This is a genomic window from Actinomadura napierensis (genome assembly GCF_039529375.1).
Lineage (GTDB): Bacteria > Actinomycetota > Actinomycetes > Streptosporangiales > Streptosporangiaceae > Spirillospora > Spirillospora napierensis.
The window spans coordinates 60,563-74,426 of sequence record NZ_BAAAMR010000011.1; the positions used below are offsets into that span (position 1 = coordinate 60,563).

9 protein-coding genes are annotated in these 13,864 nt (G+C 73.3%); 5 read left to right on the plus strand and 4 right to left on the minus strand.

From position 1 onward, the window contains the following. The first annotated feature begins 46 nt into the window (after positions 1-46). The 3 genes from ABD296_RS09040 to ABD296_RS09050 all read left to right on the plus strand — a co-directional run bounded on the left by ABD296_RS09040 (position 47) and on the right by ABD296_RS09050 (position 5,541). Positions 47-3,457: a bifunctional glycosyltransferase/CDP-glycerol:glycerophosphate glycerophosphotransferase gene (locus ABD296_RS09040; protein WP_344263557.1), complete on the plus strand. Its 3,411-nt coding sequence runs from the start codon at positions 47-49 to the stop codon at positions 3,455-3,457. Between the two features lie 138 nt (positions 3,458-3,595). Continuing rightward, positions 3,596-4,360 (plus strand): hypothetical protein, encoded by a 765-nt coding sequence (locus tag ABD296_RS09045; RefSeq protein WP_344263559.1) that lies wholly within the window; start codon positions 3,596-3,598, stop codon positions 4,358-4,360. Continuing rightward, positions 4,357-5,541 (plus strand): glycosyltransferase family 4 protein, encoded by a 1,185-nt coding sequence (locus ABD296_RS09050; RefSeq protein WP_344263561.1) that lies wholly within the window; start codon positions 4,357-4,359, stop codon positions 5,539-5,541. Before ABD296_RS09045 ends, ABD296_RS09050 begins: the two co-directional genes overlap by 4 nt. Here the strand turns inward: ABD296_RS09050 and ABD296_RS09055 are convergent. Next, positions 5,538-7,064 carry a hypothetical protein gene (locus ABD296_RS09055; protein ID WP_344263563.1) on the minus strand — a complete coding sequence of 509 codons (1,527 nt, stop codon included), beginning with the start codon at positions 7,062-7,064 and terminating at the stop codon, positions 5,538-5,540. The genes ABD296_RS09050 and ABD296_RS09055 overlap by 4 nt on opposite strands. A gap of 169 nt (positions 7,065-7,233) precedes the next feature. On the opposite strand from ABD296_RS09055, the gene ABD296_RS09060 reads away from it, so the two are divergent. Further along, positions 7,234-8,265 carry a CDP-alcohol phosphatidyltransferase family protein gene (locus tag ABD296_RS09060; protein ID WP_344263566.1) on the plus strand — a complete coding sequence of 344 codons (1,032 nt, stop codon included), beginning with the start codon at positions 7,234-7,236 and terminating at the stop codon, positions 8,263-8,265. Between the two features lie 56 nt (positions 8,266-8,321). On the opposite strand, the gene ABD296_RS09065 is transcribed toward ABD296_RS09060, so the two are convergent. The 3 genes from ABD296_RS09065 to wecB all read right to left on the minus strand — a co-directional run bounded on the left by ABD296_RS09065 (position 8,322) and on the right by wecB (position 12,363). Next, complete coding sequence (locus ABD296_RS09065; protein WP_344263683.1) at positions 8,322-10,484, minus strand: glycosyltransferase; 2,163 nt, start codon at positions 10,482-10,484, stop codon at positions 8,322-8,324. A gap of 86 nt (positions 10,485-10,570) precedes the next feature. After that, positions 10,571-11,251 (minus strand): hypothetical protein, encoded by a 681-nt coding sequence (locus ABD296_RS09070; protein WP_344263568.1) that lies wholly within the window; start codon positions 11,249-11,251, stop codon positions 10,571-10,573. Then, complete coding sequence (gene wecB, locus ABD296_RS09075) at positions 11,248-12,363, minus strand: non-hydrolyzing UDP-N-acetylglucosamine 2-epimerase (RefSeq protein WP_407061455.1); 1,116 nt, start codon at positions 12,361-12,363, stop codon at positions 11,248-11,250. Before wecB ends, ABD296_RS09070 begins: the two co-directional genes overlap by 4 nt. A 24-nt stretch (positions 12,364-12,387) precedes the next feature. Here wecB and ABD296_RS09080 point away from each other — a divergent pair, with 24 nt between their 5' ends. Then, entirely contained in the window at positions 12,388-13,863 is a 1,476-nt protein-coding gene (locus ABD296_RS09080; protein WP_344263570.1) for a glycosyltransferase family 4 protein, read from the plus strand. Position 13,864: the final 1 nt, after the last annotated feature.

Here is a 13,864-nt window from a genome sequence, read left to right on the forward strand (position 1 = left end):
GCGACCGGACCCCCCGTCCCCGGCTCGCCAGTGCTAAGGAGTGGGCATGACCGCCCCCAGGATCAGTGTCATCGTGCTCTCGCACGGAGCGGGGGAGGACCTCGGCGACGCCCTGGACTCGCTCGCGGCCCAGACGTTCCGGGACATCGAGGTCCTGGTCGTGGACGACGGCACCGGCACGGCCGCGCGGGCCGCGCTGCCCGACGACCGGTTCCGGATCGTCCGGGACGGCGCGCCGAGCCGGGGCGCGGCCCGCAACCTGGGGGTCGCCGGGAGCGGCGGCGAGTTCCTGCTGTTCGCCGACGGCGGCGACCCGATGCCCCCCGGCGCGATCGCCGCGCTGCTGACCGCGCTGGAGGCGTCCGGGTCGGAGCTGGCGATCGGCCCCGACGCGGTGCGCCGCTGGACGGGCCAGGTCTCGCAGTGGAAGCCGAGCGCCGACGCGCCGGCCCCGGCGAAGGCCACCGACCTGGAGCGCGACCCCGACCTGCTGAACCGCCGCAGGATCACCGGGACGCTGCTGCGCCGCTCGTTCTTCGACGCGGCCGGGCTGGAGTTCCCCGACCTCGGCCGCTACGACGACCTCCCGGTCGCGGTGCGGGCGCTGCACCTGGCGAAGGCCGTCGACGTGGTGCCGGACATCGTGCTGCACCGCCGGACGTGGCAGCTCCACGAGCCGACCACCGAGCCGCAGGAGATCGCCGACGGCTTCGGCGCGGCGAACCTCGCCACGGCGTGGGTCGCCGAGCGCGGCGACGTCAAGGCGCTGCGGCGGCTCCAGCTCGCCCTCGTGGACCGCGAGCTGAGGATGTTCCTGGACGTCCTGCCCGACCTGTCCGGGGACGAGCGGGAGCAGGTCGTCGCGCAGGCGGCGGCGTACGCCAAGGGCGTGTCGCCGAAGGTGTTCGCCGAGGCGCGCGCGCTGACCCGGCTGAAGTGGCACCTCGCCGCGCAGGGCCACACGATGGAGCTGGTGAAGGTCGTCCGGTACGAGCGCGGGAAGTCCTCGCCGTCGATCGTCCGGGACCCGCTGCGCCGCTACGTCGTCTACCCGTATTGGAAGGACGCCAAGCTGGACGTCCCCCGCGAGGTGTACCGGGCGCGCGACGAGGTCAAGATGCGCGGCCGGACGCACGCGGTGCGCTGGGAGGGCGACCGGCTGGTCGTCACCGGCGAGGCCTACATCAACTCCGTCAGCTCCCGCCGTCGCTGGACGTCGATCAAGGCGGTGACGCTGCGCAACGGCCGCCGCAAGATCCTCTTGAAGGCGCGGCAGACGCCGAAGCCGGGCAAGTCGTCCGGCGGCTGGACCGGTTTCGAGTTCTCGCTCGACGCCGGGAAGCTGAAGGAGCGCGGCGAGTGGGCCGAGGGCACCTGGGAGGTGCACGCCTCGGTGCTGAACGCGGGCGTGTTCCGGCAGGGCCCGGTGCGCGGCGGCGGCTCGGGGACGGGCGCGCACCCGCCCTACCGGTACGTCGCCGACGACGTGCGCGTCGTCCCGAAGGTCGTGGACGGGAACCTGATCGTGCAGGTGGAGCGCGTCCGGGAGCGGGCGACGAAGCTGCACTGGGACGACTCGGCGCTGCTCATCGAGGTCGAGTCGGCCGGCGGCGCGCCCGCGGAGCTGGTGCTGACGCTCGGCGACGCGCGCGTCCCCGTCCCGGTGACGGCCCGGTCCGGCGGCTGGACGGCGCGCGTCGACCCCGACACGCTCGACGTCGACATCGACGCCGACGCGATCGACGACACCCGCGACTGGACGCTGTCGGCGGACGGCCGCCCGCTCGTCCTCGCCGAGGGCGTGGAGGAGGCGCGGCGCACGTCCGGCGCGCTGGAGGTGAGCGCGGGCCACGGTCCCGGCGGGTACGTGCGGGTGCGGCGCGCGACGACGCGGCTGTCGGTCAGCGACTGCGTGTGGCGCCCCGACGGGACCCTGTCGCTGGCGGCGACGCACCCGGCGCACGCCTCCGGGCAGATCGTGGTGCGCAGCCGCGGGCGCCGCAAGGAGCACGCGTTCGACCTCGTCCCCGACGGCTCGGGCACGCTGCGCGCGGAGGTGCCGGTGGCGGCCGTGCCGGGCGTCGCGGGCGTCCTGCCGCTGCGACCCGGCCGCTGGGACGTGCTGTTCCGGCCGCCCGGCGAGCGGGCGCTGACCGTCCGGCTGACGGAGGCGGCGCAGCGCGGCCTGCCCGGCCTGCTGGAGGTGGCGCGGCGCGGCTACGACCTGGAGACCAAGGACGGCCGGCTCGTCGTCGCCGTCACCGGGGACGTGTCCGGCGAGGAGAAGAGCGCGGGCGCGAAGTACCGCGAGGAGGCGCGCCGGCGCGTCGCCCGCGACGGGCTCCGCGACGCCGTGCTGTTCTCCTGCTTCAACGGGCGGCAGTACTCCGACAGCCCCAAGTCGATCCACGAGGAGCTGCTGCGGCGCGGCGCCGACCTGGAGCAGCTGTGGGTCGTCAACGACGCGCAGGTCGAGCTTCCGGACACGCTGAAGGGCGTCCGGCTGAACGGCAAGGAGTGGCAGGAGGCGGTGACGACGTCCCGCTACATCGTCACCAACCACCGGCTCGGCGACTGGTTCCAGCGGCATCCGGACCAGATCGTCCTGCAGACCTGGCACGGCACCCCGCTGAAGAAGATCGGCCGGGACGTCAAGGAGGTCCACTTCGCGTACGCGCCGGGGATGAAGTCGGCCCTGCAGAGCAAGGAGAAGAAGCCGGAGGGCCCGGCCGTCCCCGAGTGGAGCCACCTGCTGTCGCCGAACCCGTTCAGCACCGAGATCTTCCGCCGCGCGTTCGCGTTCAAGGGCGAGATGCTGGAGGTCGGGTACCCGCGCAACGACCTGCTGCACAGCGCCGACGCGGACGCCGTCGCCAAGTCGGTCCGGTCGCGGCTCGGCATCCCCGAGGGCAAGCGGGTCGTGCTGTACGCGCCGACGTGGCGGGACGACCAGTACTACAGCCGGGGCCGCTACAAGCACGACATGCGCCTCGACCTCGACCGCGCGCGCGCCGCGCTCGGCGACGACCACGTCCTGCTGGTACGGCTGCACACCAACGTGGTGGACGGCGTCACCGAGGACGAGCACGGCTTCGTCCGGGACGTGTCGCTCTACCCCGACATCACCGAGCTGTACCTGATCTCCGACATGATGATCAGCGACTACTCGTCGGTGATGTTCGACTACGCCAACACCGGCCGGCCGATGCTGTTCTTCACCTACGACCTCGCCGACTACCGGGACCGGCTGCGCGGCTTCTACTTCGACTTCGAGGCGGAGGCGCCGGGGCCGCTCGTGGAGACCTCCGACGACCTGATCGAGGCGATCCGCGACGTCGACGCCGCCACGGCGGGCCACCAGGACCGGTACAAGGAGTTCGTGGCCCGGTTCTGCCCGCTGGACGACGGGCGCGCCGCCGCGCGCACCGTGGACCGGGTGTTCCGCCTGGACGGCTGACCCGGAAGGACTCGGAAGCCGGACCATTGTCGCCATCCGTGACCGGCCGGAACCGATGCGTTGATAGGCTACCCGCCTGACACTGCAGACATCGGGGAAGGTTTGCGGACATTGGACGCGGTGGCGAACCATTGCCGCGTGGGCTCCGACGACCGCCTGCGCATCCGGTGGCCCGTCCCGCTGCCCGGCGGGCGGCGGGTGGTCCTGCGGCACCGGTCGTCCGGCGCGGTGCGGCCGGCGCGGCTCGCGGACGACCGGTGCTCGGCCGAGGTGGGCGTCGGCGACCTCGCGCCCGGCATCTGGGAACCGGTGATCGAGACGGGCGGCGCTGGCGATACGGGAGGCACGGGCTGCCCGCTGCTGACCGACGACCCCGGCTTCTCGCTGGAGGAGCTGCGCGCCTACGCCGACGTGCCCCGCGACCGGGCCGTCCGCGTGGCGCGGACGCGCGCGGGGCATGTCCGGCTCCGCGTCCGGCAGGTCGCCCCGCACGCCGAGGTCGAGGCGGTGCACCCGCACGACGGCGAGATCGAGATCGTGGGGCGGCTCGCCTACACGGGCCCCCGGCCCGAGGAGAGTGCCCACCTGGTCGCGGCGGCGCGGCAGGGCAAGGCCGCGGTGGCCGGGGAGGCCCGGCTCGACGGCACCGGGTTCCGCGGCCGGCTGGACGTCGAGGCGTTCGCCGCCGCCGAGCCCGCGCTGTGGGACCTCTGGCTCGACGTCGGCGACGTCCACGCCCGCCTCGGCACCTGGCTGGACGACGCGCCCGGCAAGCGCGGCAAGCTCTCCTACCCCCGGCAGGTCGCCGCGCCGGGCGGCCGGGAGATGGCCGTGCGGCCGTACTACACCGAGCGGGACCAGCTGGCGATCTCCTGCCGCCCGGTGGGGGACGACGGCACGTGAAGATCACGTTCCTGCTGCTGGAGGCCTTCTCCATCGACGGCACCGTCCGCTCCACCTTCACGCTCGCCGACGAGCTGTCCCGGCGGCACGACGTGGAGATCGTCAGCGTGCTACAGGACCGGGACCGCCCCGTCCTGCCGCTGTCGGACCGGGTCCGGCTGAATTCCCTGGTCGACCTGCGGCCGGGTGCCGAGGTGCCCTGGCCGCACACGGCGCGCGCCGAGCGGCTGATGCCGGAGCCGTCCGCCATGGTCCATCCCGAGGAGCGCAGCTTCAACAAGTACAGCGCCTGGACCGACGACAGACTCACCCGCTACCTGCGCCGCCCGCACACGGACGTGCTGGTGACGACCCGCGCCGGGCTTAACCTGGCGGCGGCGCGGCTGGCGCCCCGCCGGGTCGTCGTCGTCGGGCAGGAGCACCTGCAGCTGAGCATGAACGAGCCGGGGATCCGCGCGGAGATCGAGCGGTGGTACCCGCGCCTGGACGCGCTCACCTGCCTCACCGACGCCGACCGCGCGGCGTACGAGGCCATGCTGCCGGCGGGGTCGTGCCCCGTGCGCACGATCCCGAACGGCCTGCCGCAGCGGGTGCACCCGCGGTCCCGGCAGGAGAACAAGATCGTCGTCGCGGCCGGCCGGGTCGTGTGGATCAAGGGCTACGACCTGCTGATCGACGCGTTCGCGAAGGTCGTGGAGAAGCACCCGGAGTGGAGCCTGCGGATCCACGGGGACGGCCCCCGGCGCGAGGAGCTGCGCCGCAAGGCGACCCGGCTCGGGCTCTACAACAACGTCCTGATGATGGAGCCGACCGACGACATGGAGGGCGAGTTCGCCAAGGCGTCCGTCCTCGCGATGTCCTCGCGCGCCGAGTCGTTCGGCATGACGATCATCGAGGGGTTCGCGTGCGGGCTGCCGGTGGCCGGCTTCGACTGCCCGTGCGGGCCCCGCGAGATCGTCACCGACGGCCACGACGGGCTGCTCGTCCCCGCCGAGGACTCGGCGGCGCTCGCCGAGGCGCTGATCCGGCTGATCGACGACGAGGAGCTGCGCCGCACGATGGCGGCGAACGCCGTCGCCTCGGCGGAGCGGTTCGGGATCGCGGCGGTGGCCGCGCGCTGGGAGCGGCTGCTGGCCGAGCTGCGCGCCCGCCCGCGCCGCCGCACGGAGCGGCCGCGCTAGGCGCTGAGCCGCTCCCCGGCCACGGGCTCGTCGTCGTCCTGCTCCGGGCCGGTCTCGTCCACCGGGTCGTCACGGACGCGGCGGGGCGCCGGGATCAGGGCGAGGCCGAGCGCCACGCAGGCGAACGGCACGGCGGGCAGCACGTAGCGGTAGTCGAAGTCGGCGGTCGCCGCCGGGATGACCAGCAGCGCGAGGCTCGTCCCCCACGGCATCAGCGCACCGGTCCCCCAGTGCCGGACGGGCCCGAGCAGCCGCCGGCGGGTGCCGCGCCGCCCGATGTGCGGCAGGGCGAACACCAGCCCGCCGAGCAGGATGAGCCCGAGGAACGTGCCCGGCATGGACATGTGGTGCTGGTACGACAGCATCCGCCCCGACCAGGGCTGGACGACCTTCGTCTCGCCGCCGGACGGGTCGTACTTCACCGCCACCAGCGCCTGCTCGTCGTCCCACGACTCGCCCTGGGGGAACACGTACTCCAGCCACGTCCACGGGGTCGGGTACGGCTCGCGCTTCCAGTCGAACGACCGCCAGGTGTCGCGGACGACCACGCGCGCGTAGTCGCCCGGCTGCTTCTCGATCGCCTCCTTGGTGAACTCGCTCGACAGCCGGTTCGCCTCGTCGCCGGTGATCCACCCGGGGATCTGGTGGTACGGGGAGTCGTCGGTCCACAGCACCGCGAACGCCGGGGCGATCGCCGGGTTGCTCTGCCGCGGGCACATGATCCGCAGCTCGGGGCTCGGCTTGATCTTGTTGCAGTCGGCGAACGCGGCCGTCCGGCCGTACAGCCACACCGAGCTCGCCTTGCTCATCGTGAACTGGCCGTAGGTCTGCTTGAACCAGTACATGTAGCCGCCGATCGGCAGCACGAACGCGATCGCCACCGCGACGAGGGGACGCCACCCCGCGCGGCGCAGCAGCATGCCGACCAGGATCACCGCGACCAGCGGCAGCCCGGCCGACCGCGTCACCGCCGCGAACGCGGCGAACATCCCGGCCAGCGCGCCGAGCCACCACGTCGTCCTCCGCCGCCACAGCGCCACCGTCACGGCCGCCAGCAGCAGGAACGTGAACAGCGAGTCCGACATGAGCATGTGCTCAAGGGCGATCTGGTAGCTGTCCAGCAGCACCGGCAACGTCAGCGGCGCCGCCAGCAACCCCGGGACGAAGTCGCGCCACCCCCACCGTCCCGCGTCCCCGCCCGGGCCGATCGGCCACGCCGCCCGCGCGGCCCGCCAGACCAGCAGGTACACCAGCACGCCGCCGAGCACGCCGATGGCGTGCTGCACCGACACCATCACGGTGAAGCTGTGGAACGGCTTCAGCAGCCACAGCAGGATCGGGTAGCCGCTCGGGCGCGTCTCGCCGGGCTTCAGGTCGAGGGCGGCCTCGAGGTAGCTGGGCGAGTCGCCGGTCCAGTGCGGCGCCGGGTACCCGCGGACCGCGACGACCCGGATCCAGACGGCCGCCGCCAGCACGCAGGCAAAGGGCAATTGGGCGAGAACTGCCGTAGGTCTGACGCGCACCGCCAAAGCCTACCCAGGGCCGCCCACCAAAACGATCTGGACGAACGCCGCACGATCCCCCAACGCCCCGCGCGTCCCCCTAACCGAGTCACGACTCGGCGACAATGCCGGAGACCGCATCCGGACAGCGATACCATCGAGCGGTCCCGGGACGAAAGGAAAACCCTCCATGGCGAATTTCACGCTCGACGACGTTCGGCAACGGACGTACAAGGCGCGTGACGCGTGGTGGACGGTCCTGCTGGTCGACCCGCTCGCGGCCCGCCTGGTGAAGTTCACCGCGAACCGGACCCGGATCACGCCGAACCAGCTCACCGTGGGCGCGCTCATCCTCGGCCTCGGCGCCGGCGCCTGCTTCGCGGCGGCCTCCTGGCCGTGGCTGCTGGCCGGCGCGGTGCTGTACCACCTGTCGTTCACGCTCGACTGCATGGACGGCAAGATCGCGCGGCTCAAGGGCACCGGCTCGGTGTTCGGCGCCTGGCTGGACTACATCTTCGACCGCGTCCGGGTCCTGGCCTGCGCCATCGCGCTGATGGCCGGCCAGTACGCGGCGACCGGCAACGTCGCCTACGTGTGGACGGCCCTCGGCGTCGTCTTCCTCGACATGCTCCGCTACATGGACGCACTGGAGATCTACAAGGTGCGCCAGCAGATGCGCACCACGCTGATCCAGACGCGCCAGGAGGCCGAGACGCTGGAGGAGGCGGTGCTCCGCGCCGACGGCACCATGCCCGACGCGCGCGACGTCGGCGCGGACCTGCGCTCGGCGGAGGGCGCGCTCGGCGCCGACCCCGAGGCGGACGAGGAGCGGGTCGTCGGCGACGACGACCACGCCAACGCCGCCCTCCAGTCCGGCTTCTACAAGCGGTTCCCCTGGTACATCCGGATCCGCAACGTGCTGCTGCGCGGCCGGATCCGGCCGCACCTGATCAGCGGCATCGAGTTCCAGATGGGCGTGTTCATCGTCGCCCCGGTGATCGCCGCGATCGTGCCGGGCGCGATCATCCCGGTCGTGTGCGTCAGCGCCGCCGGCATGCTGGCCTTCGAGCTGTTCATCATCTACAAGTTCTGGCTCTCCAGCCGCGACTACAGCCGCAGCCTCGCCAAGCTGAACGACAAGATCGACGGCTACCGCGCCCAGCTCCCCGCCGAGGACCTGGAGCGCGCCACCGGCACCGCCGTCGTCGGCAGCTCCGGCTGACCCGTCCCGCCACCGCCCGGAGTCCCCGAGGAGCCCCCTCCCCGGGGACTCCGCCGTCATGGGGTCGTGGCGAGGAGGTCGGTCCATTGGCGGCAGACCTCGTCGAGGCCGTAGGCGGCGCGGACCTGGTCGCGGGCCAGGAGGCGGTCGGCCTCCCAGCGGTCAAGGGCGACCGTGCCGGAGATCGAGGCGGCCAGCTCGGACGGGCCGGGGTGGATCCAGCGGGCGTCGTAGATCGTGTCGGCGCCGGGCCAGCCGAGCAGCGCCGGGACGGCGCCGGACGCCATGCCCTCCGCGGGCGCGAGGTGGAAGCTCTCGTCGTCGCTGGTGGACAGCACGAACCCGATCCGGCGCAGCCAGGACGCCACGTCGCGGCCGTAGGAATCGAACACGACGCCGCCCGACAGCAGCGGGGAGCGGCGGATGCGCCGGAACACCTTCTCGAAGTAGGCGCGCTCCTCGTCCTTCTGCCAGATCCACCAGTACTCCCAGGGGAGCTTGGACTTGACGAAGAGGGTGAAGCGCGGGTCGTCGCGGCGCAGCTCCTCCAGCGCGTCCAGGGCCAGGTCGAGGCGCTTGCGGGACGGCGCGATGCCGATCATGCCGAGGTGGTGCTCGGCGCCGGCGAGCTTCGGCCGGTCGAACTGGCGGTCGTCCACCCAGTTCGGCACCGTGGTGATCTTCGACATGGGCCAGCCGAGGATCTCGTGGGTCAGCCGGGCGTAGTGCGGGCTGACGCAGATGACCTGGTCGACGGCGTCGATGTCGAGGTGGCGGGGCCAGCGCGCGTACAGCTCGAAGCGGTGCAGCCGGACGACCAGGCGCTGTCCCGGCCGCTTGCGCTGGGCGAACCAGATCGCGTTCGGCCCGCACCACTCGCAGATGATCACGTCGGCCCAGTCGGCGAGTTCCTGGCTGCGCTCCTCGTCGTGGACGCGCAGCGCCGCCCACGGGTCGACGCGGACCTCCATGTCGGGCCGCGACCGGAGGTAGTCGAGCAGGCGGGTGAAGAACTTCAGGTCGTGGCCGGCGACGCCGACGCGCAGGCGCCGCTTCCCGGCGGAGCCGGGCTGCGGCGCCGGGGCCGCCGGCGCGGCGGACGTGCGCTCGTGCTCGGCCGCCGCGGCGAGGACGGCGGCGGACGGTTCCGGGAACGTCTGCGTCAGGCAGTCCCGCAGCCGGCCGGCGGCGGCGTCCAGGGTGAACCCGCCGGCGGCCGTCCGGCAGCGCTCGACGGCGAGCGTGTACACCTCGGGGTTCTTGCCGATGATCGTCAGCGCGTCGAGGACGTCGTCCTCGGTGGCGGAGAACAGCGGGTAGTCGACGCCGAACAGGCGCTCGTGCATCGGCGTCCGGTTCAGCACGACGGGGACGCCGAGCGTCCCGCACTCCAGCACCTTCGTGGACAGCTCCAGGCTCGCGTCCATCTCCGGGTGCCGCCACGACAGGCCCACGTCGGACGCAGCGGTCAGCCGCATCGCCTCGGCGCGCGGGTGCCCGCCGTGCCAGACGACGCCCTGCCCGGACTCCAGCGCGGTGCGCATCCGGGTCGCGAACGCCGGGTCGTCCGGATCGTCGTGGATCTTGTCGCCGACCATGTGCAGCTCGGCGTCCACTCCGCGCATCGCGAGCAGGCGCGGCAGCGAGGTCATCTCGTAGGTGTTCCAGCGCGGCGCGAACTTGCCGGTGTAGACGAGCCGGAGCGCGCGGCCGTCCGGGGTGCCGTCAGGGCGCGGCTCCAGGCCGTCGGGCAGCACGACGACGGGCGGGAACAGCACGCTCTTGCCGGCCGTCGCCGGGACGGCGGTCTCCAGGAAGCCGCGCAGCTCCTCGGTCTGGCAGAGCAGCACGCGGGACGCGTCCGCGATGCGGCGCAGCTCGCCCTTGACCGAGCCGGCGAACTCGGCGGCGGACTGCGGGACGTCGGTGAGGTACGTCCAGAGGCGTCCGGCGAGCGGGCCGTGCGAGAGCTTGCCCGCCAGCCGGCGGCCGCGGACGACGGCGAGGTCGAACGAGGCGTCCGCGTCGATGCGGGCGAGGACCGCGGCGGCCTGCTTGGCGGGCATGCCCGCCTCGCCCTCGACCAGGCCCTCGGCGTGCGGGCTGCGGACGGTGACGCCGGGCAGGGCGCGCAGCGGGTCGACCAGCCGGCCCGTCCGGACCGGGGCCTTGAGCACCAGGGTCACCGCGCAGCCGGCGCGGGCCAGCGCCTGGACCATGCCCTGGGCCCAGATCGCCGAGCCGTCGATCAGGTTCAGGTCGACGTCGCCGTAGACGAGGGCATGTGGTCGCACAGGAGTTCCTTTCAACGAACCGGTTCCACCATCTCGGCGAGCCGGCTTGGCGTGGTCACGGTGGCGTCCCAGTCCAGGAGCGCGAGCGTCGCGGGCGGCGCCTCGCCCCACAGGACGAGCGGGAGCGAGCGGCCCGCCGCGATCTGGCGGACGTCGTGCAGCGCGCGGTCCCGGTCGTACATGCCGGGGACGCCGAGGTAGGCCCACGGCCCGCCGGGCTCGCCCGCCGCCGCGTCCACCACGACCAGGTCCACGTCGGCGGTGTCCAGGACGACGGTCGCGTCGTGCGGGTAGAGCGGGATGACCTTGGCGTGCTCGCGCAGCGCCGCCGCCGCCTGCGCGCCGAAGATCCCCGCGATGACGATCCGGTCGCAGGGCCCGGCGGCGAGCAGCCGGTCCTCGGGCCGGTCGATCCGGTCGAGCAGGATGCGCTCGCTCCCGGACGACGACGGGCCCTGCTCCGGCGCGTTCCGCTTGCGCCAGAGCCGGTACAGCTCCTTCGGCAGCCGGACGCCGCGCCGCCGCGGGTTGCGGGCGGCGCTGGCGACGAGCCGGCCGAACTGCAGGGCCATGGAGGTCTCCAGCGCCTCCAGCCGCCGCTCCAGCTCCTGGACGCGCGACTCGCGCTCCCGCAGGGCGGCCCGCAGCCGCGCGGCCTGCCGGTTCGCCTTCGCGCCTTCGGCTCCGCTCATCCAAGGGCTCCGTTCTCGCCGAGGTAGGTCGTGATCACTTCCGCGATGCGGGGGCCGGCGTGCCCGTCCCACAGCGGCGGCTTCCGCTCGCCGGCCTGCGCGCCGGACTCCAGGACCTTGCGCACCCCCGGCACCAGCTCGTCGAAGGTGACGAGCCGGTTGGTCCCGTGGGTGATGGTGATGGGCCGTTCGGTGTTCGGCCGGACGGTCAGGCACGGCACCCCGAGGATCGTCGTCTCCTCCTGCAGGCCGCCGGAGTCGGTGACGACCGCCGCCGCGCCGCGGACGGCCGCGATGAAGTCGATGTACCCGAGCGGTTCGAGGACGTGCACGCGCTCGTGGTCGTCGAGCCCGGCGGCCAGCAGGTTCGCGCGGCCGCGCGGGTGCACTGGGATGACCAGGTCGGCCAGGTCGGCGACGCCGTGCAGGTGGCGGACGAGGGCGGCGGCCGTGTCCGGCGCGTCCACGTTGGCGGGCCGGTGCATGGTCGCCAGGACGTAGCGGTCCGGCAGCCCGTGCGCCTCCCGGACCCGTCCGGTGTCGAACGAGTCGAGGTTGGCCAGCAGCGTGTCGATCATCGGGTTGCCGACCAGGTGCGCCCGCTCCACCGGGACGCCCTCGTTCGCCAGGTGGCCGATCCCCTCCGGGCTCGTCACCAGGCAGATGTCGGAGAGCTGGTCGGTGAGCCGCCGGTTCACCTCCTCCGGCATCGTCATGTCGAAGGAGCGCAGCCCGGCCTCCACATGGGCGACCGGGATGTGCAGCTTGGCCGCGACCAGCGCGGCGGCGATCGTCGAGTTCACGTCGCCGTACACGATGACGAGCGCCGGTGAACGGCTCGTGAACTCCCGTTCAAGGCCGATCATGAGGGCCGCGGTCTGCTCGGCGTGCCCGCCGGAGCCGACGCCGAGGTTCACGTCGGGCTCGGGCAGCCCCAGCTCGTCGAAGAAGATCTCCGACATCCGGGCGTCGTAGTGCTGCCCGGTGTGGATCACCGCCTGGTCGGCTCCGGCGGCGCGCAGGGCACCGATGACCGGTGCGGCCTTGACGAAGTTCGGCCTCGCCCCGAGGACGTGCACGATGGGTGACACCACAATTTCCCTTCTGTTCATCGGGCTTGCCTACGCTCGCTCGCCGTGCGGATCTATGCCCTGAAAAGGCCGGTTTACCTGCTCGGACTCACCTGGCGGCAGGTGCGCGACGATCCCGGCCGGGCGCCCCGGCTGGCGGTGCGGCTGCTGGCCCGGGGCCTGCCCGGCCCGCTCGGCGGGCGCCGGCTGGCGCGGTCCCGGCTCGCGGTCCCGCGCCCGCGCGGCGTCCGGCGGGAGAAGGCGGAGGTGCGCGCGCTGCTGGCGGACGAGCCGCCGCGGCCCTCCCGTCCGGCCCGCCCGGCCGTCCGTCCCCGGAGCGGTTCCGGGACGGCCGTCCTGCAGTTCGTGACGAACGCGCTGCCGCGCACCAACGCGGGCTACACCGTCCGGACGCACCGGATCGCGCTCGCGCAACGCGAGATGGGCTTCGACACCCGCGTCGCGACACGGCTCGGGTACCCGCTCAGCCAGGGCGCCGGTGACGCGCGGGCGCGGGTGGACGTCGACGGCGTCCCGTACCACCGGCTGGTGCCGTGGCTGCCGCCCGCCGGGCCGGTCCGGGCCGTGGAGCGGGGCGCCGACCTGGCCGGGCGGCTGGTCGAGGAGCTGCGTCCGGACGTCCTGCACGCGGTCAGCAACCATCTGAACGCGGCCGTCGCGCTGGAGCTCGGCCGCCGGCACGGGCTGCCCGTCGTGTACGAGGTGCGCGGCTTCCTGGAGGACTCGTGGCTGTCGCGCGACCCGTCGCACAGCGAGTCCGACGAGTTCTACCGGCTGACGCGGGAGCTGGAGACCCGCCGGATGGCCGAGGCGGACGCGGTCGTCACGCTCGGCGAGGCGATGCGCGCGGAGATCGCCTCGCGCGGCGTCCCCGAGGAGAAGATCTTCATCGTGCCGAACGGCGTGGACGAGGCGTTCCTCGAACCGCTGCCGGACGCCTCCGGCCTGCGCGCGGACCTCGGGATCGCGGCGGACGCCACCGTCGTGGGCCTGACGTCGTCGTTCTACGGCTACGAGGGCATCGACACGCTGATCGACGCGGCGGCGCTGCTGCGCGACCGCGGCGCGCCCGTCACGCTGCTGCTGGTCGGGGACGGGCCGGAGCGCGGCGCCCTGGAGCGGCGCGCCGCCGGGCACGGCGTTCACGCCGTGTTCACCGGGCGGGTGCCGATGGGTTCCGTTCGCCGCTACCACGCGCTCCTCGATGTGTTCGCGGTTCCGCGCCGGGCGGACCGGGTGTGCCAATTGGTGACGCCTCTCAAGCCGCTGGAGGCGATGGCCGGGGGAATCCCCGTCATAGCAAGTGATGTCAGGGCACTTCGCGAAATCGTGGAACCCGGCGTGACCGGCGCGTTAACAGCTCCGGAAAACGCGGAAGCATGGGCGAATTGTCTGGAAGACCTGGCTTACAGTCCCGAAAGAAGGCGAAAAACAGGACAGCGAGCCCGGGAATGGGTTCGGGCGGAACGCACCTGGCGGGCCGTCGCGACCGGCTACCGGGCCGCCTACGGCCTCCGCTGAG

Coding starts and splice junctions, on each gene's coding strand:
- ABD296_RS09040 (WP_344263557.1), top strand. CDS start 47: ATGACCGCCCCCAGGATCAGTGTCATCGTGCTCTCGCACGGAGCGGGG.
- ABD296_RS09065 (WP_344263683.1), bottom strand. CDS start 10,484: ATGGTCCAGGCGCTGGCCCGCGCCGGCTGCGCGGTGACCCTGGTGCTC.
- wecB (WP_407061455.1), bottom strand. CDS start 12,363: ATGAACAGAAGGGAAATTGTGGTGTCACCCATCGTGCACGTCCTCGGG.
- ABD296_RS09070 (WP_344263568.1), bottom strand. CDS start 11,251: ATGAGCGGAGCCGAAGGCGCGAAGGCGAACCGGCAGGCCGCGCGGCTG.
- ABD296_RS09060 (WP_344263566.1), top strand. CDS start 7,234: ATGGCGAATTTCACGCTCGACGACGTTCGGCAACGGACGTACAAGGCG.